The 17,995-nt window shown below is 57.7% G+C and carries 16 protein-coding genes; 11 read left to right on the forward strand and 5 right to left on the reverse strand.

Features of this window, described 5'->3' with window-relative positions; all coding sequences use genetic code 11:
* Positions 1 to 21 precede the first annotated feature (21 nt).
* The 3 genes from mazG to eno all read left to right on the forward strand — a co-directional run bounded on the left by mazG (position 22) and on the right by eno (position 4,060).
* Positions 22 to 813 carry a nucleoside triphosphate pyrophosphohydrolase gene (gene mazG / locus AFK63_RS02720; protein ID WP_038868142.1) on the forward strand — a complete coding sequence of 264 codons (792 nt, stop codon included), beginning with the start codon at positions 22 to 24 and terminating at the stop codon, positions 811 to 813.
* 225 nt (positions 814 to 1,038) lie between these two features.
* Positions 1,039 to 2,676, forward strand: a complete 1,638-nt coding sequence (gene pyrG, locus AFK63_RS02725; protein WP_038868144.1) for a glutamine hydrolyzing CTP synthase — start codon at positions 1,039 to 1,041, stop codon at positions 2,674 to 2,676.
* A gap of 85 nt (positions 2,677 to 2,761) precedes the next feature.
* The gene (eno, locus tag AFK63_RS02730) at positions 2,762 to 4,060 is read left to right on the forward strand and encodes a phosphopyruvate hydratase (protein WP_007777765.1); all 1,299 of its coding nucleotides are present in this window, start codon (positions 2,762 to 2,764) and stop codon (positions 4,058 to 4,060) included.
* Between the two features lie 117 nt (positions 4,061 to 4,177).
* On the opposite strand, the gene AFK63_RS02735 is transcribed toward eno, so the two are convergent.
* Complete coding sequence (locus AFK63_RS02735) at positions 4,178 to 5,005, reverse strand: MurR/RpiR family transcriptional regulator (protein ID WP_038868146.1); 828 nt, start codon at positions 5,003 to 5,005, stop codon at positions 4,178 to 4,180.
* A 169-nt stretch (positions 5,006 to 5,174) separates the two neighbouring features.
* Between AFK63_RS02735 and AFK63_RS02740 the strand changes: the two genes are divergently transcribed.
* Together AFK63_RS02740 and AFK63_RS02745 are read left to right on the forward strand one after the other, a co-directional pair.
* Positions 5,175 to 6,728, forward strand: coding sequence for a maltose/glucose-specific PTS transporter subunit IIC (locus tag AFK63_RS02740; protein WP_038868148.1), 1,554 nt, complete (start codon positions 5,175 to 5,177; stop codon positions 6,726 to 6,728).
* 8 nt (positions 6,729 to 6,736) lie between these two features.
* Positions 6,737 to 7,426 carry an N-acetylmannosamine-6-phosphate 2-epimerase gene (locus tag AFK63_RS02745; RefSeq protein ID WP_038868150.1) on the forward strand — a complete coding sequence of 230 codons (690 nt, stop codon included), beginning with the start codon at positions 6,737 to 6,739 and terminating at the stop codon, positions 7,424 to 7,426.
* Here the strand turns inward: AFK63_RS02745 and AFK63_RS02750 are convergent.
* A complete protein-coding gene (locus AFK63_RS02750) occupies positions 7,412 to 8,371 on the reverse strand; it encodes a TPM domain-containing protein (RefSeq protein ID WP_038868153.1) in 960 nt (319 codons plus the stop codon). The genes AFK63_RS02745 and AFK63_RS02750 overlap by 15 nt on opposite strands.
* 196 nt (positions 8,372 to 8,567) lie before the next feature.
* On the opposite strand from AFK63_RS02750, the gene queE reads away from it, so the two are divergent.
* A complete protein-coding gene (queE, locus tag AFK63_RS02755; RefSeq protein ID WP_038868155.1) occupies positions 8,568 to 9,239 on the forward strand; it encodes a 7-carboxy-7-deazaguanine synthase QueE in 672 nt (223 codons plus the stop codon).
* Positions 9,240 to 9,316: 77 nt separating this feature from the next.
* Here queE and queD read toward each other — a convergent pair whose 3' ends face one another.
* Together queD and AFK63_RS21715 are read right to left on the reverse strand one after the other, a co-directional pair.
* The gene (queD, locus tag AFK63_RS02760; RefSeq protein ID WP_038868157.1) at positions 9,317 to 9,679 is read right to left on the reverse strand and encodes a 6-carboxytetrahydropterin synthase QueD; all 363 of its coding nucleotides are present in this window, start codon (positions 9,677 to 9,679) and stop codon (positions 9,317 to 9,319) included.
* Between the two features lie 180 nt (positions 9,680 to 9,859).
* Positions 9,860 to 9,985 carry a hypothetical protein gene (locus tag AFK63_RS21715; protein WP_007663594.1) on the reverse strand — a complete coding sequence of 42 codons (126 nt, stop codon included), beginning with the start codon at positions 9,983 to 9,985 and terminating at the stop codon, positions 9,860 to 9,862.
* Between AFK63_RS21715 and cysJ the strand changes: the two genes are divergently transcribed.
* The 3 genes from cysJ to cysH all read left to right on the forward strand — a co-directional run bounded on the left by cysJ (position 9,984) and on the right by cysH (position 14,394).
* Complete coding sequence (cysJ, locus tag AFK63_RS02765) at positions 9,984 to 11,786, forward strand: NADPH-dependent assimilatory sulfite reductase flavoprotein subunit (RefSeq protein WP_038868160.1); 1,803 nt, start codon at positions 9,984 to 9,986, stop codon at positions 11,784 to 11,786. The two genes, AFK63_RS21715 and cysJ, sit on opposite strands and share 2 nt — an antisense overlap.
* Complete coding sequence (cysI, locus tag AFK63_RS02770) at positions 11,786 to 13,498, forward strand: assimilatory sulfite reductase (NADPH) hemoprotein subunit (RefSeq protein ID WP_038868161.1); 1,713 nt, start codon at positions 11,786 to 11,788, stop codon at positions 13,496 to 13,498. Before cysJ ends, cysI begins: the two co-directional genes overlap by 1 nt.
* A gap of 161 nt (positions 13,499 to 13,659) precedes the next feature.
* Positions 13,660 to 14,394: a phosphoadenosine phosphosulfate reductase gene (cysH, locus tag AFK63_RS02775; RefSeq protein ID WP_038868163.1), complete on the forward strand. Its 735-nt coding sequence runs from the start codon at positions 13,660 to 13,662 to the stop codon at positions 14,392 to 14,394.
* 27 nt (positions 14,395 to 14,421) lie between these two features.
* Here cysH and AFK63_RS02780 read toward each other — a convergent pair whose 3' ends face one another.
* A complete protein-coding gene (locus AFK63_RS02780; RefSeq protein ID WP_038868165.1) occupies positions 14,422 to 15,411 on the reverse strand; it encodes an aminopeptidase in 990 nt (329 codons plus the stop codon).
* 244 nt (positions 15,412 to 15,655) lie between these two features.
* On the opposite strand from AFK63_RS02780, the gene cysG reads away from it, so the two are divergent.
* Complete coding sequence (gene cysG / locus AFK63_RS02785; protein ID WP_038868168.1) at positions 15,656 to 17,071, forward strand: siroheme synthase CysG; 1,416 nt, start codon at positions 15,656 to 15,658, stop codon at positions 17,069 to 17,071.
* A 9-nt stretch (positions 17,072 to 17,080) separates the two neighbouring features.
* Entirely contained in the window at positions 17,081 to 17,989 is a 909-nt protein-coding gene (gene cysD, locus AFK63_RS02790) for a sulfate adenylyltransferase subunit CysD (RefSeq protein WP_038868170.1), read from the forward strand.
* The last annotated feature ends 6 nt before the right edge of the window (positions 17,990 to 17,995 follow it).

Here is a 17,995-nt window from a genome sequence, read left to right on the forward strand (position 1 = left end):
CTGTTTTTATAAGGATTTTCAATGACTCAAATCGACCGCCTGCTCGGCATTATGCAGCGCCTTCGCGATCCGCAAACCGGCTGTCCGTGGGATAAAGAGCAAACTTACGCCACCATCGCCCCTTACACCCTTGAAGAAACCTACGAAGTGCTGGACGCCATCGCGCGTGAAGACTTCGACGATCTGCGTGGCGAATTGGGCGATCTGCTCTTTCAGGTCGTGTTTTACGCCCAGATGGCGCAAGAGGAAGGGCGATTTAATTTCGAGGATATCTGCGCCGCCATCAGCGATAAACTGGAGCGCCGCCACCCGCATATCTTTGGCGACGCCGCTTTCAGCGACAGTACAGAAGTGCTGGCTAACTGGGAGAAAACCAAAAGCGCCGAGCGCGCGGAAAAAGCGCAGCATTCGGCGCTGGACGACATTCCCGAAAGCCTCCCGGCGCTGATGCGCGCTCATAAAATCCAGAAACGCTGTTCTGCGGTCGGCTTTGACTGGACCTCTCTGGGGCCGGTCGTCGATAAAGTGCACGAAGAGATCGACGAAGTGATGCATGAGGCGCAGCAGGCTGTTATCGACGAGGCGAAGCTCGAAGAGGAAATCGGCGATTTACTGTTCGCGACCGTTAATCTTTCCCGACATCTGGGCGCGAAAGCCGAAACGGCGCTGCAAAAAGCTAACCGCAAATTTGAACGGCGATTCCGCCAGGTTGAGGCGATTATTCGCGCGCAGGGCCTGGAAATGACGCAGGCGAGCCTCGATCAAATGGAATCGGCGTGGCAAACCGTTAAACGCCAGGAAATTGATAGTTAACGCTTTTTCGCAGCAAGCGCTTGTTGTGGACAATTATTTCCAACAAGCGCTTGATTTACGTCAAAAACATTTCTGAGAAAAAGGCTATTTTCTTGCGGCTTGGGTCTGGCGAGGCCAGCCGGTGAACGTGCAGAATGAAAGTTTGTGACCCCCGTCCTGTTCGGGTATACTACTTTCCCGTCCTGGTTATTCCATCGTCTTTAAACCTAACTTCTCAGGTTCAGCATGACAACGAACTATATTTTTGTGACCGGCGGGGTCGTTTCCTCTCTGGGTAAAGGCATTGCCGCAGCCTCCCTCGCAGCTATTCTTGAAGCCCGTGGCCTCAACGTGACTATCATGAAACTGGATCCGTATATTAACGTCGATCCAGGCACCATGAGCCCGATCCAACACGGGGAAGTGTTCGTTACTGAAGACGGCGCCGAAACCGATCTGGACCTGGGCCATTACGAGCGTTTTATCCGCACCCGCATGACGCGCCGCAACAACTTCACGACAGGTCGTATCTACTCTGAAGTGCTGCGCAAAGAGCGTCGCGGCGACTACCTGGGCGCCACCGTTCAGGTTATTCCGCACATCACTAACGCTATCAAAGAACGCATCCTGGCGGGCGGCGAAGGCCATGACGTGGTTCTCGTCGAAATCGGCGGCACCGTGGGCGATATCGAATCCCTGCCGTTCCTTGAGGCGATTCGCCAGATGGCGGTTGAAGTGGGCCGCGAGCACACCATGTTTATGCACCTGACGCTGGTGCCGTACATGGCGGCCGCAGGTGAGGTGAAAACCAAGCCGACCCAGCACTCTGTTAAGGAACTGCTCTCTATCGGTATTCAGCCGGACGTGCTGATTTGCCGCTCCGATCGCGCTGTACCGGCCAACGAACGCGCCAAGATTGCGTTGTTCTGTAACGTTCCGGAAAAAGCGGTTATTTCTCTGAAAGATGTCGATTCTATCTATAAAATTCCGGGCCTGTTGAAATCGCAGGGGCTGGACGATTATATTTGTAAACGATTCAGCCTGAACTGTCCGGAAGCTAACCTGTCTGAATGGGAACAGGTTATTTATGAAGAAGCGAATCCGGCGGGCGAAGTCACTATCGGTATGGTCGGCAAGTACATTGAACTGCCGGATGCCTATAAGTCGGTTATCGAGGCCCTGAAACACGGCGGCCTGAAGAACCGTGTGACCGTTAACATCAAGCTTATCGATTCACAGGACGTAGAAACGCGCGGCGAAGAACTGCTGAAAGGTCTGGACGCTATCCTGATCCCTGGCGGCTTCGGCTACCGCGGCGTGGAGGGCAAAATCGCCACCGCGCGTTACGCCCGTGAAAACAACATTCCTTACCTCGGCATTTGCCTCGGTATGCAGGTTGCGATGATTGAATTTGCACGTCACGTCGCCGGTATGGAGAACGCCAACTCCACCGAATTTGTGCCAGACTGTAAGTACCCGGTCGTGGCGTTAATCACCGAATGGCGTGATGAAAACGGTAATATCGAGACGCGCACTGAAAAGAGCGATCTCGGCGGAACGATGCGTCTGGGCGCGCAGCAGTGCCAGCTGTCTGACGACAGCCTGGTGCGCAAGCTTTACGGCGAACCCACGATTGTTGAACGCCACCGCCACCGTTATGAAGTCAACAATATGTTGTTGAAGCAGATTGAAGCAGCTGGCCTGCGCGTTGCGGGCCGTTCCGGGGATGATCAGTTGGTCGAGATCATCGAGGTGCCGAATCATCCGTGGTTCGTCGCCTGTCAGTTCCACCCGGAGTTTACTTCCACGCCGCGTGACGGGCACCCGCTGTTTGCAGGCTTCGTAAAAGCCGCCAGCGAGTATCAGAAACGCCAGGCGAAGTAAGCAGAGTTAGAACGGCAACGCGCGACTTTTTCGCGCGTTGTTTGTCTGGAGTTTTAGTTAACGTTGTGACTTGAGGAAAATCCATATGTCCAAAATTGTTAAAGTCATCGGTCGTGAAATCATCGACTCCCGTGGTAACCCGACTGTTGAAGCCGAAGTTCACCTGGAAGGCGGTTTCGTAGGTATGGCTGCTGCCCCGTCAGGTGCTTCTACGGGTTCCCGCGAAGCGCTGGAACTGCGCGATGGCGACAAATCCCGTTTCCTGGGCAAAGGCGTAACCAAAGCGGTTGGCGCGGTTAACGGCCCGATCGCTCAGGCTATCGTTGGCAAAGATGCTAAAGATCAGGCTGGTATCGACAAGATCATGATCGATCTGGACGGTACTGAAAACAAATCTAACTTCGGTGCAAACGCCATTCTGGCGGTTTCCCTGGCTGCTGCTAAAGCTGCTGCTGCTTCCAAAGGCATGCCGCTGTACGAGCACATCGCTGAACTGAACGGCACCCCGGGCAAATTCTCCATGCCGGTTCCGATGATGAACATCATCAACGGCGGTGAGCACGCTGACAACAACGTTGATATCCAGGAATTCATGATCCAGCCGGTTGGCGCTTCCAGCGTTAAAGAAGCTATCCGTATGGGTTCTGAAGTTTTCCATCACCTGGCGAAAGTGCTGAAAGGCAAAGGCATGAACACCGCGGTAGGTGACGAAGGCGGCTATGCGCCGAACCTGGGCTCCAACGCCGAAGCGCTGGCTGTTATCGCTGAAGCGGTAAAAGCAGCAGGCTACGAGCTGGGCAAAGACATCACCCTGGCGATGGACTGCGCAGCGTCTGAATTCTACAAAGACGGCAAATACGTTCTGGCTGGCGAAGGCAACAAAGCATTCACCTCTGAAGAATTCACTCACTTCCTGGAAGACCTGACCAAACAGTACCCGATCGTGTCTATCGAAGACGGTCTGGACGAGTCTGACTGGGACGGTTTTGCTTACCAGACCAAAGTGCTGGGCGACAAAATCCAGCTGGTGGGCGACGACCTGTTCGTAACCAACACCAAAATCCTGAAAGAAGGCATCGAGAAAGGCATCGCTAACTCCATCCTGATCAAATTCAACCAGATCGGTTCTCTGACCGAAACGCTGGCTGCAATCAAGATGGCGAAAGACGCTGGCTATACCGCTGTTATCTCTCACCGTTCTGGCGAAACTGAAGACGCGACCATTGCCGACTTGGCAGTAGGTACCGCTGCAGGCCAGATCAAAACCGGTTCCATGAGCCGTTCTGACCGCGTGGCTAAATACAACCAGCTGATTCGTATCGAAGAAGCGCTGGGCGAAAAAGCACCGTACAACGGTCGTAAAGAGATCAAAGGCCAGGCATAATCGCCCGTCCTGACCTCTGAAAAATGCCAGTCGAATGACTGGCATTTTTTTTACCTCAACGAGCCCGCGTCACAGTAAATCTCGCGCCGCGTTCCCCTTTGGGCTACGCGCCTGTCATTACAGCAGCAGAGGCAGCGTCGCGCTGGCGGTTTGCTGGCTGGTTTCACCGTAATCGCTGTCTGTGGCTATCAGCGAGGCGGTTAACAGCTCCACCAGCAGCATCGCCCCTACCTTCGTATCCAGCGCGCCGGCATTCAGCGGGCCTTCCGGTTTGGCCGCCACCAGCAGCATATCGCTGATTGACGCCAGCGGGCTGCGCGATGTGTTACTGAGCGTGAGTACAGGCGCGCCCGACTGACGGGCGAGTTTCACGGCATGCAGCAGATCGCGCGTAGAGCCGGAGCTGGAAATGGCGACCACCAGGTCTGTTTCGTGAAGCGTTGCCGCGTTCATCGACGCCCGGTGCATATCGCTAAAGCGCTGCGCCGGTTTACCGAGCCGCAGCAGTTTGTAATGTAAATACTCGCCCACAATCGCGCTCGCGGCAACGCCGTAAATCTGCACCGAACGGGCATGATGCAGCGCCCGGGCTGCGGCTTCAAGCTTCGCGCGGTCCAGCAGTCGCGCGGTGTCACGCAGCGCCTGTACCGACTCCTCCACCAGCGCGTCCAGCGCGTCGCCGTTTTGCGCGCGGGGCGCCTGAGTGCGCTGGACATCCAGCGCGAGCGCCATTTTAAACTCGTTATAGCCTTTGCAACCCAGCGTGCGGCACAGACGGGTGACGCTGGCCTCGCTGGTGTCGCTCTCGCGGGCCAGTTCCGTAATAGTGAGATAGAGCACGCGCGCAGGCTCGCTCAGCACATATTCGCCGAGTTTGCGCTGCGTTGGGCTAAAGCCAGAAAGCTCCTGACGCAGCTTAAGCAGTAGATTTTCATTGTCAGACATAAAGGATCCTGAAGCACCGACGACCAGCGATGAGTGTGCGTGAAAGCCCACTCGCAACGCCAGCCATTTTAAAAAAGTATGATCGCCTTCGCTATTAATGATGATAATTTTCACTAAACATAATTAAAGTGATAAATATTTTCATCATAACAACGGCGGGGGCTTCACTATGGCATTTTTCAGCGGAACATCTTCAGGGCGCTGGTTTGAGAAGGCGCAGCATTTTGGTAAATCGTTTATGTTGCCCATTGCCGTCTTACCCGCAGCGGGCCTGTTGCTCGGCGTCGGCGGCGCGCTCTCCAACCCCAACACGCTGACGGCTTATCCGTTTCTCGATGTGGGCTGGTTACAGGCGATTTTCACCATCATGAGCAGCGCCGGCGCGATCGTTTTCGCGAACCTGTCGGTGCTGTTTGCGGTCGGCGTGGCCGTGGGTCTGGCGCGCACCGATAAAGGCACGGCGGGCCTCGCCGCGTTACTCGCTTTTCTGGTGATGAACGCTACCATCAATGCGCTGTTGACCCTGACCGGAAAACTCGCGCAAAGCAATCCGGGCGCGGTCGGGCAGGGAACGGTTCTCGGCATCCAGACGCTGGAAACCGGCGTATTCGGCGGCGTGGTTATTGGCCTGGTAACGTGCGCGCTGCATCAGCGATTCAATAAAATCGCGCTGCCGCAGTTTCTCGGTTTTTTCGGCGGTTCCCGTTTTGTGCCGATTATCAGCGCGCTGGCCGCGATCATTGTCGGCGCGCTAATGACCGTCGTCTGGCCGCATTTCCAGAAAGTGATTTTCGGACTTGGCGGGCTGGTGGAGGCGACCGGCTATGTCGGCACGCTGTTATACGGTTTTATCCTGCGTATGCTTGGCCCGTTCGGCCTGCACCACATTTTCTATTTACCTTTCTGGACCACGGCGCTCGGCGGCAGCGAAATCGTCAACGGCCAGCTGGTGGACGGCACGCAGCGTATTTTCTTCGCACAGCTGGCGGATCCTGCCACGCAGCAGTTTTATATCGGCACGTCGCGTTTTATGTCCGGGCGCTTTATTACCATGATGTTTGGCCTGACAGGCGCCTGTCTTGCCATGTACCACACCGCGAAACCGGAAAATAAAAAACGCGTCGCCGGGCTGCTGTTATCCGCCGCGCTGACCTCATTTCTGACCGGTATTACCGAACCGATTGAGTTTTCCTTCCTGTTTGTCGCGCCTGTGCTGTATGTCATCCACGCGTTTTTCGACGGGCTGGCTTTTATGCTGGCGCATATGCTGCAGATAACCATTGGGCAGACATTCTCGGGCGGTTTTATCGATTTTATTCTCTTTGGGGTCTTGCAGGGCGAAGCGAAAACCCACTGGTTGCTGGTGCCGCTCGTCGGCGTGCCCTGGTTTTTTCTTTATTACTTCACGTTTCGCTTCCTGATAACCCGTTTTGATTTTGCAACACCGGGCCGCGAGAAAGAGGCGCAGGAGCCTGTGCAGATTGATGTCAGCGAACGCGCGCAGGCCATTGTCGCCGGGCTCGGCGGGCGGGATAACCTGCACGATGTCGACTGTTGCGCCACACGGCTGCGCGTGACGGTCAATGACGGGCGCAAAGTGAACGAAGCGGCGCTCAGGGCTACCGGCGCTCGTGGCGTGATCCTGCGCGGTAACGGCGTGCAGGTTATCTATGGCCCCCACGTCACGATTATCAAAAACGAAGTCGAAGAGTTATTAAGCTGAGGATAACGATGTTAGAGCAAATCAAAGGCAGGCTGGTGGTTTCCTGCCAGGCGCTGGAAAACGAACCGCTGCACAGTCCGTTTATCATGGGGAAAATGGCGCTGGCGGCGGCGCAGGGCGGGGCCGCGGGTATCCGCGCCAATAGCGTGGCGGATATCGAGGCCATCAAACAGCAGGTCTCGCTGCCGGTCATTGGCATCATTAAACGAGATTATCCGGACAGCGAGGTGTTTATTACCGCGACGATGCGTGAAGTCACTGAACTGATGCGCGCCGCGCCTGAAATGATTGCCCTTGATGCCACCGCGCGAGCGCGCCCTGCTGGCGAGACGCTGGAGCAACTGGTAAAGCGCATTCGCCTCGCTTTTCCTCAGGTACTGCTGATGGCGGATATTTCAGAGGTTAACGAAGCCGTTACGGCGGAGGCGCTGGGCTTTGACTGCGTCGGCACCACGCTCTACGGTTATACTGCGACAACCCAGGGGCATCGGCTGCCCCAGAAGGATTTCGCGCGGCTAAAAGACGTCCTGGCGGCGGTGACTATTCCGGTTATCGCCGAAGGTAATGTCGATACGCCCGAACGGGCGGCGCGTTGCCTTGCGCTCGGCGCGCATGCCGTGGTGGTGGGCGGCGCTATCACGCGCCCGCAGCAGATCACGCGCCGCTTTACCGACGCGCTGGGCTCACCAGTTATCTGACGAGCCGCCGCCGTCGCTTGAGCCGCCATCGCCGGAGCTCACGCTGTCGTGGCTGCTGTGATGGCTGCCACTGTCGCCGCCGGATAAATGATGAAGATTCTGATTCGCAAGCCAGGCTGACCCGTTATCGCCGGATAACGCGCCGCTGCCAGTGCTGAACAGGCGTCGGGGGAAAGCGAACGCCATGATAATCACCATGATTAACAACAGAATCGGCAATGAGAAACTGAGCCATAAAAACGGTACGACCCACGGGACATAATCGCTGGTAATGGCAAGCGCCGGCGTTAGCAGGCAGGAGGTGCCGAAAAAGAGCGTGATGAGCGTTTTCTTTTTGCGCTTCATCAACAGGACAGCCAGCGTAATGGCAAGAAACGGCAGCCCCTGCCAGTAAGAAAACCCCACCAGCCACGGCCTGAGCCATGACCACCACCGCGATGGCGAGGTCGCGGGCGGCAGCGGTTTGCCGCTTAACGCGGCGTCGATACCGGTCAGGCCATGCCGGATGCCTTCGGCCAGTTCGCCCGCGCGGAACCAGGGGAGCATCCGCTCTTTAATGATTTGGCCCGCCAGCGCGTTGGTCAGCGTGGCTTCCAGGCCGCGCCCCACTTCGATGCGCACGTTGCGATCCTCCCAGGCCACCAGAATCAGCACGCCATCGTTACGGCGTGCGTTACCGAGCCGCCAGGTATTGAACACGCGCGTAGCGGCGCTTTCCAGGTTATCGCCCTGTAAGGTCGGCACGATCAGCACTGCGGTCTGGGCGTGGGTGCGGGCATTAAGAGAAGACACATCGTTGATTAACGCGAGCTTTTCCGGTCCCTCCAGGATATCTGCCGGGTCGTTAACAAAACCGCGCATCGGCGGCACGGCGAGCGGTTGCGCCTGAACGGCAAAACCAGCCATCGTCAGCGTCAGAATAAATAACGTCAGTATGCGTACCATCGTTCTCACGTTTCCTTGTTTTCGCAGCGCCGTCCATTGCCATGGTAACCGCCGCCCGGTGGGCCTGCCAGCGACCTGAATTAAGGGGCCATCGCTGATAAGGGCGCGCCGCCGCTGCCATGAAGGCGCAAATGGCACATGATAGTCCGGCGGTTATCTGTAATAATTACCGTTTTGGTAATAAACCGAGTGAATCATGCAGTACCCGATTAATGAGATGTTCCAGACCCTGCAGGGCGAGGGTTACTTTACCGGCGTGCCCGCCATTTTTATTCGTTTGCAGGGATGCCCGGTAGGCTGTGCCTGGTGCGACACCAAACACACCTGGGAGAAACTCGCCGATCGGGAAGTGTCGCTTTTCAGTATCATCGCGAAAACCAAAGAGAGCGATAAATGGGGCGCGGCGAGTCCGGAAGAGCTGCTGGCGGCCATTGAGCGCCAGGGGTATACCGCGCGCCATGTGGTTATTACCGGGGGCGAGCCGTGTATTCACGATCTGCTGCCCTTAACCGAATTGCTCGAAGCGCACGGCTTTAGCTGCCAGATTGAAACCAGCGGCACCCATGAAGTGCGCTGCACCACCGGCACCTGGGTGACCGTGTCGCCGAAGGTGAACATGCGCGGCGGGTACGATGTGCTCGACCAGGCGTTGATGCGCGCTGATGAAATTAAACACCCCGTAGGCCGTATGCGTGATATCGAGGCGCTGGATGAATTGCTGGCGCGTCTGCATGACGAAAGACAGCGCGTGATTGCGCTTCAGCCGATAAGCCAGAAAGACGACGCTACGCGCCTGTGCATCGAAGTCTGTATCGCCCGCAACTGGCGATTGTCGATGCAAACGCACAAGTATCTGAACATTGCATAAAAACATCGCATAAAAAAAGAGGGGCTAAAGCCCCTCTTTTTTCGTTGAGATGTTCGCTATCCCAACGCCACACAGCCTTATTCGCCGCGATAGACGCAACCGGCGGTGCAGGTTTCTTTAATCATTACCGCGCTCAAAAGCGGCATACGGGGCTTCATCTGATCCCAAATCCAGCGCGCCAGCACTTCGCTGGTCGGGTTTTCGAGGCCGGGAATATCGTTCAGATAATAGTGATCCAGGCTGTCATAAATCGGTTTAAACGCCGATTTCAGTTCGGCGAAATCGATAATCCAGCCGGTATGCGGGTCTACCTCGCCCGTGATCTCCAGGCGCACCATAAAGGAGTGTCCGTGCAGGCGACCGCATTTGTGGCCTTCGGGAACGTGAGGCAGTCGGTGAGCGGCTTCGAAGATAAAATCTTTAAACAGGGTGGTAGGCATAACGCAGTCTCAGTCTTGCTAAAAAACCGCCGCATAGTACCGGAATTGACCGTTTTTAGCATTAACTAAAACCGCCGTAAGCGGTAACCGCGTAAAACCTGGCGCGCATCTTTTTAATCCATATGGTTATCAACGGCTTATATAACCGGTTTTTACGTTTACGCTTATAGATAAAAGCGGTTAGTCCGTTTGGTTATTTATTATTTCCATCCCTTCTTTAATTGTTATTATCGCCGCCGTTAACCTTACTTTCTCTTCTGTTTTTGCGATGAAAAACAGCTTTGCTACTGGAACATAACGACGCATGACGACTCAGGCCCCACCGAATGCTTTGCTCCCGCTCAGCCCGGAGCAGCTGGCTCGCCTTCAGACGGCGACTCATGATTTCACCCCCACGCAGCTCGCCTGGCTTTCAGGCTACTTCTGGGGAATGGTTAACCAACAGCCTGGTGCGGCGGTGGTGCAAACCCCCCCGGCGCCTGCGTCGGTCATTACGCTTATTTCCGCCTCCCAGACCGGCAACGCGCGCCGCGTCGCCGAAGCGCTGCGCGACGATCTGCTGGCGGCGCAGCTCAATGTGAATCTGGTTAACGCGGGCGACTATAAATTCAAACAAATCGCCCAGGAAAAACTGCTGGTCATCGTCACCTCCACGCAGGGGGAAGGGGACCCGCCGGAAGAAGCCGTCGCGTTGCATAAATTCCTGCTGTCGAAAAAAGCGCCGAAGCTTGAAGGCGCGGCGTTCGCCGTCTTTGGTCTTGGTGATACCTCGTATGAACGCTTCTGCCAGGCCGGGAAAGATTTTGATACCCGTCTTGCGGAGCTTGGCGGCGAGCGCCTGCTGGATCGCGTCGACGCCGATGTTGAATACCAGACCGCTGCCCAGGAATGGCGCCAGCGGGTGGTTGACGTACTGAAAGCGCGCGTGCCGAAAGAAGCGCCGTCACAGGCGGCGTTGACCGCCAGCGGCGCGGTGAATCTGGTCGATTCCACGCCTTATACCAAAGAAGCGCCGCTCACCGCGACGCTCTCGGTGAACCAGAAAATCACCGGCCGCCATTCGCAAAAAGATGTGCGCCATATCGAAATCGATCTGGGCGATGCCGGGCTGCGCTATCAGCCGGGCGACGCGCTCGGCGTCTGGTATCAGAACGATCCGGCGCTGGTGCAGGAGCTGCTTGAGCTACTGTGGCTGAAGGGCGATGAGACGGTGACGGTAGATGGTAAAACGCTGACGCTCAGCGAAGCCCTCCAGTGGCATTTTGAGTTGACGGTCAACACCGCGGCTATCGTTGAGAATTACGCCACGCTGACCCGCAGCGAAGCCCTGCTGCCGCTGGTGGGCGATAAAGCGAAGCTGCAGCAATACGCCGCCGCGACGCCCATCGTCGACATGGTGCGCTTCGCGCCTGCGCAACTTGAGGCTGAGCAGTTGACAGGGCTGCTACGCCCGCTTACGCCGCGCCTCTATTCCATCGCTTCGTCGCAGGCGGAAGTAGAAAACGAAGTCCACATTACCGTGGGCGTGGTGCGTTACGAGATTGAAGGGCGCGCCCGCGCGGGTGGCGCCTCAGGCTACCTTGCCGATCGTCTGGAAGAAGAGGGCGAAGTGCGCGTATTTATTGAGCACAACGACAACTTCCGCCTGCCAGCCACGCCTGAAACGCCGGTCATTATGATTGGCCCTGGCACCGGTATCGCGCCGTTCCGCGCTTTCATGCAACAGCGTGAAGCCGACGGCGCTACCGGTAAAAACTGGCTCTTCTTCGGCAACCCGCACTTTACTGAAGATTTCCTGTATCAGGTTGAGTGGCAGCGCTATGTAAAAGAAGGGCTGTTAAACCGCATCGACCTTGCCTGGTCCCGCGATCAGGAACATAAAATTTACGTACAAGACAAAATCCGCGAGCAGGGCGCGGAGCTGTGGCGCTGGATTCAGGAAGGCGCGCACATTTATGTCTGCGGCGACGCCAATCGCATGGCGAAGGATGTCGAGCAGGCGTTACTGGAAGTGATTGCGGCTTACGGCGAGATGGATGCCGAGGCGGCGGATGAATATTTAAGTGAGCTGCGCGTTGAGCGCCGTTACCAGCGAGACGTCTATTAATGAGCGAAAAATACCCAGGACCTCTGGTGGTCGAAGGAAAACTTTCCGACGCGGAACGCATGAAGCGGGAAAGTAACTTTCTGCGCGGCACCATTGCTGAAGATTTACATGACGGGCTGACCGGCGGGTTTAATGGTGATAACTTCCTGCTGATCCGTTTTCACGGCATGTATCAGCAGGATGACCGCGATATCCGCGCCGAGCGTGCCGCCCAGAAGCTGGAGCCGCGTCACGCCATGATGCTGCGCTGCCGTCTGCCGGGCGGCATCATGACGCCGCAGCAGTGGCTTTCCATCGACAAGTTCGCCGAGGAAAACACCATTTACGGCAGCATCCGTCTGACCAACCGCCAGACGTTCCAGTACCACGGCCTGTTGAAGAAAAACGTGAAGCCGGCGCATCAGATGCTGCACTCCGTGGGCCTCGACGCGCTGGCGACCGCCAACGACATGAACCGTAACGTGCTCTGCACGTCTAACCCGGTCGAGTCGCAATTACATGCCGAAGCCTGGGAGTGGGCGAAGAAACTCTCCGAGCATCTGCTGCCGCGCACCCGCGCCTATGCGGAAATCTGGCTCGATCAGGAGAAAGTCGCGACCACGGACGAAGAGCCGATCCTCGGCCCGACCTACCTGCCGCGTAAGTTTAAAACCACAGTCGTAGTGCCGCCGCAAAACGATGTGGATCTGCACGCCAACGATATGAACTTCATCGCGATTGCCGAAAACGGCAAGCTGGTGGGCTTTAATCTGCTGGTGGGCGGCGGGCTGTCCATCGAGCACGGCAACAAGAAAACTTACGCGCGTACCGCGACCGAGTTCGGCTACATTCCGCTGGAGCATACCCTGGCGGTGGCCGAAGCGGTGGTGACCACCCAGCGCGACTGGGGGAACCGTACCGATCGTAAAAACGCGAAAACCAAATATACGCTGGAGCGCGTCGGGCCGGACGTGTTTAAAGCGGAGGTTGAGCGTCGGGCAGGCGTTAAATTCGAGCCTGTGCGCCCTTACGAATTTACCGGTCGCGGCGATCGCATTGGCTGGGTGAAGGGCATTGATGATAAATGGCACCTGACGCTGTTTATTGAAAATGGCCGTATTCTCGATTTCCCGGACAAACCGCTGAAAACCGGTCTGAAAGCGATAGCGAAGATCCATAAAGGGGATTTCCGCCTGACCGCCAACCAGAACCTGATCGTGGCGGGCGTGCCGGAAGCCGACAAGGCGAAGATAGAGCAGATCGCCCGCGACCACGGCCTGATGGCTAGCGTGACGCCGCAGCGTGAAAACTCTATGGCGTGCGTGTCGTTCCCGACCTGCCCGCTGGCGATGGCGGAGGCGGAGCGTTTCCTGCCGTCGTTTATCGATAAAGTGGACGGCATCATGGCGAAGTATGGCGTAGCGGACGATCACATCGTGCTGCGCGTCACTGGCTGCCCGAACGGCTGCGGCCGTGCGATGCTGGCGGAGCTGGGGCTGGTCGGCAAAGCGCCGGGACGTTACAACCTGCACCTGGGCGGTAACCGCATCGGGACGCGTATTCCGCGCATGTATCGCGAAAACATCACCGAGTCGGAAATTCTCGACACGCTTGATGTTCTCGTCGGTCGCTGGGCGAAAGAGCGCGAGCCCGGCGAAGGGTTTGGCGATTTCACCGTGCGCGCCGGGATCATTCGCCCGGTACTCGATCCCGCGCGGGATTTCTGGGAATAAGCGTTTCGCGCGCGGTGCGGTAGCGGTGGAGGCGCGGCGCGTATCCACCCTGCGTGCTGGTTAGCAGAGCGTGGCAGCAAAGCGCACCCGCTATCTCTTAACCGCCACCCGTGCCGGGCGCATGGCGCAGGCCAGATAACACTTTTGCAAGCGAGGTTCACATGTCCGTACTCGATCTCCATGCGTTAAATGCACTGGAAAAAGAAGACCGCGCTGATGCGCTCGCCGACACCAACGCGCAGCTTGAGGCATTAAGCGCCGAAGCGCGCGTCGGCTGGGCGCTGGAAAACCTGCCGGGCGAGTTTGTGCTCTCTTCAAGCTTCGGTATTCAGGCGGCGGTCTGCCTGCATCTGGTTACGCAACAGCGTCCGGATATCCCGGTTATCCTCACCGATACCGGCTATCTCTTCCCGGAAACGTACCGCTTTATCGACGAACTGACGGAAAAGCTCAACCTGAACCTGCACATCTACCGCGCCGAACAGAGCCCGGCCTGGCAGGAAGCGCGCTACGGCAAGCTGTGGGAGCAGGGCGTTGAAGGTATCGAGAAATATAACGAGATAAATAAAGTAGAGCCGATGAACCGCGCGCTGAAAGACCTTAACGCGCAAACCTGGTTTGCCGGCCTGCGCCGCGATCAGTCCGGCAGCCGCGCGAACCTGCCGGTGCTGGGCGTCCAGCGCGGCGTCTTTAAGATCCTGCCAATCATCGACTGGGATAACCGCACCGTATATCAGTACCTGCAAAAGCATGGGCTGAAATACCATCCGCTGTGGGATGAAGGTTATCTCTCGGTAGGGGATACGCACACGACCCGCAAATGGGAGCCGGGCATGGCGGAAGAAGAGACCCGCTTTTTCGGTCTCAAACGCGAATGCGGCCTGCACGAAGGCTAACGAAAAGCGCGCCCCGGGGCGCGCTTTTTACTTCTCGGCCTTCGCCAGCGTTTTTACCAGCGGCAGCAGGACGCGCATCACGTCGCGACAGCGCTTATTAATGCGCCCAGGAAGCGCCTGATCCAGGTATTGCAGATTATCCTGACGCGCATTATGCGCCACCGGCCCGACGGCGTGGCGGCCGCGATGGCGGGCGGGATCGTTGACCGCCGAAATCGACAGTACCGGAATGCCCGCTTTATCAAACGCGACGGCGTCATTATCCGCAGGCGTCACGCTGCTGGCGGCGACCGGAATGCCGAAACGTCGCGCGAGCTTCAGCGCACTGTCGCGCGTCAGGGCGCGTACCGCGGCGGGCGTGCTTTTACCGCTGGTAAACGCCAGTTTATCGCCCGCCACCAGATGGCTGAGATTAATCACCAGCAGCGTCTGTTTTTTCTCAAGCGCGCTCATGCGTTTCAGCAGGTTTTCCGCGCCCATGCCGCCTTCTTCTTCGCCGCTGGTGGCGATAAAACGCACGCCGTAGCGCGTCGGCACATCTTTAAGGCGCTCCGCGAGCTCCAGCATTACGCCGACCCCCGCCGCGTTATCATCCACGCCCTGTAGCGTCAGCCCGCCGAGATTATTATCCACATCCGCGTCGGTCAGCGGCGCGTAGGTATCAAGGTGCGCCATCACAATAATCTGCTGCGGCGCCGCGCCCTCATGGGCGGCGATAACCGTGCTGCCGGTGACGTTCTGCCAGTTAGTGCGATGATTTCCGGCGGTATAGACATAACGGCTGTGAAATGCGCGGATATCGCTCTGATACCCAAGGCGTACAAACTGCTGGCGCAGATAATCCGCGGCCAGCATCTCGGCAGGCGATCCGGTCATACGGCCTGGAAATAAAGTGGCGATGTGGCGGGTCTGCTCACTGGCGATATCGCCTGGGTGAAGGGGTTGCGAAAAAGCGGGCAGGGTGAAGCATACGCTCAGCGCCAGGCTCAGGGTGCAGCGGCGCACTGCGGAAAACATAGAACGTCCTTACTCAAAAAAGCGCGACCAGTTAATGGCGCTTAGTATGAAACTGTGACGGCGGTTACACAATTTGATTTGCGGTTAAACGCCCGAAATTTCACGGCTTAAGCACTTTTTGATATTTGCTTATCTGGCGCCTTATTCCTTTGTGGAACTATAAATGCCAATTCGTAATTTCATCTGTTATCTGCCTCCCCCTATAGTCCCCTCTGGTCCCCTGTTGTTAGCGAGTTGTATCGCCGTGGAATATCTCCCGTTATTTGCTCAACTGAAACAGCGCCCCGTGCTGGTCGTCGGCGGCGGCGAAGTGGCGCTGCGTAAAATTGCGCTGCTGCGCCGCGCGGGCGCCTGCGTCTGCGTGGTCGCGAAAAAGCTACATCCTGAGCTCGCGGCGCTGGAGCAGGAAGGCGCGCTGCGCTGGCTGGCGCAGACCTTTGAGCCTTCGCAGCTCGACGCGGTGTTTCTGGTCATTGCGGCGACCAACGACGAGGCGCTTAACCGCCGGGTGTTCGACGAAGCGAACGCCCGACAGCGCCTGGTTAACGTGGTGGACGACCAGCCGCTGTGCTCCTTTATTTTCCCGTCGATAGTCGACCGCTCGCCGCTTATCGTCGCTATCTCCTCCAGCGGCAACGCGCCAGTGCTCGCGCGACTCCTGCGTGAGAAAATCGAATCTCTGCTGCCGGCAAGCCTCGGGCGGATGGCCGAGGTCGCGGGCAGCTTTCGCGATCGTATTAAAGCGCGCATTCCCACGACCGACGGACGCCGTCGCTTCTGGGAAAAAGCCTTTCGCGGCCGCTTCGCCAGCCTGATGGCGGCGGGCGATACCCGCGCCGCCGAAGCGGCGCTGGAGGCGGAGCTCGACGCGCCGCAAACCGCGCAGGGCGAAATTATTCTGGTTGGCGCGGGGCCGGGCGACGCCGGGCTGCTGACGCTGCGCGGGTTACAGGTGATGCAGCAGGCGGATGTCGTGCTGTACGACCATCTGGTCAGCGACGGCGTGCTGGATCTGGTGCGCCGCGACGCCGACCGCATCTGTGTGGGCAAACGTGCGGGCGCGCACGCGGTGGCGCAGCATGAAACCAACCAGATGCTGATTGACCTTGCCCGCGAGGGCAAAACCGTGGTGCGTCTGAAAGGCGGCGACCCGTTTATTTTCGGGCGCGGCGGTGAAGAACTTGAGGCGGCCAAAGCCGCAGGCGTGCCGTTTCAGGTGGTGCCCGGCGTGACGGCCGCCAGCGGTGCGACCGCCTATGCGGGCATTCCGCTGACCCACCGCGATTACGCCCAGAGCGCGGTTTTCGTCACCGGCCACTATAAACCCGACAGCGAGCCGTTCGACTGGGCGCTGCTCGCGAAGAGCCGTCAGACGCTCGCCATCTATATGGGCACCATGAAAGCGGCGGAGATCAGCCAACAGCTAATCGCCCACGGACGAGACGCCGCGACGCCGGTTGCGGTCATCAGCCGCGGCACGCGAGACGATCAGCGCGTGCTGACCGGCACGCTTGATGCGCTCAGTATTTTAGCGAAAGACGCGCCGATGCCCGCCCTGCTGGTGGTCGGCGAAGTGGTGCGGCTCCACCAGCAGCTCGCCTGGTTTCAACATTCAACCGACGCGGAAGCCATTCGTTCTTCCGTGGTGAATCTGGCTTAAGGAAAGGTTATGGATCAAAAACGACTCACTCACCTGCGGCAACTGGAGGCGGAAAGCATCCATATCATTCGTGAAGTGGCTGCGGAATTCGCTAACCCGGTGATGATGTACTCCATCGGCAAAGACTCCAGCGTGATGCTGCACCTGGCGCGCAAGGCGTTTTATCCCGGCACGCTGCCGTTCCCGCTGCTGCATGTGGATACCGGCTGGAAGTTTCGCGAAATGTACGAATTCCGCGACCGTACCGCCAAAGCCTACGGCTGCGAACTGCTGGTGCATAAAAACCCGGAAGGCGTGGCGATGGGCATTAACCCGTTCGTGCACGGCAGCGCCAAACACACCGACATCATGAAAACCGAAGGGCTGAAGCAGGCGCTTAATAAATACGGTTTTGACGCAGCCTTCGGCGGCGCGCGCCGCGATGAGGAGAAATCCCGCGCCAAAGAGCGCATCTACTCCTTCCGCGACCGCTTCCACCGCTGGGACCCGAAAAACCAGCGCCCGGAGCTGTGGCATAACTACAACGGCCAGATCAACAAAGGCGAAAGCATCCGCGTCTTCCCGCTCTCTAACTGGACCGAGCTGGATATCTGGCAATACATCTACCTGGAAAATATCGAGATCGTTCCGCTGTATCTGGCCGCCGAACGTCCGGTGCTGGAGCGTGACGGCATGCTGATGATGATCGATGACGATCGCATCGATTTGCAGCCGGGCGAAGAGATCAAACCGCGCATGGTGCGCTTCCGTACCCTTGGCTGCTGGCCGCTGACCGGCGCGGTGGAATCCAGCGCGCAGACGCTGCCGGAGATCATTGAAGAGATGCTGGTCTCCACCACCAGTGAGCGCCAGGGGCGCGTTATTGACCGCGACCAGGCAGGCTCAATGGAGCTTAAAAAACGTCAGGGTTATTTCTAAGGAGCC

Origin of the sequence: Cronobacter muytjensii ATCC 51329, from assembly GCF_001277195.1 — a bacterium.
In the GTDB taxonomy this organism is placed as follows: domain Bacteria; phylum Pseudomonadota; class Gammaproteobacteria; order Enterobacterales; family Enterobacteriaceae; genus Cronobacter; species Cronobacter muytjensii.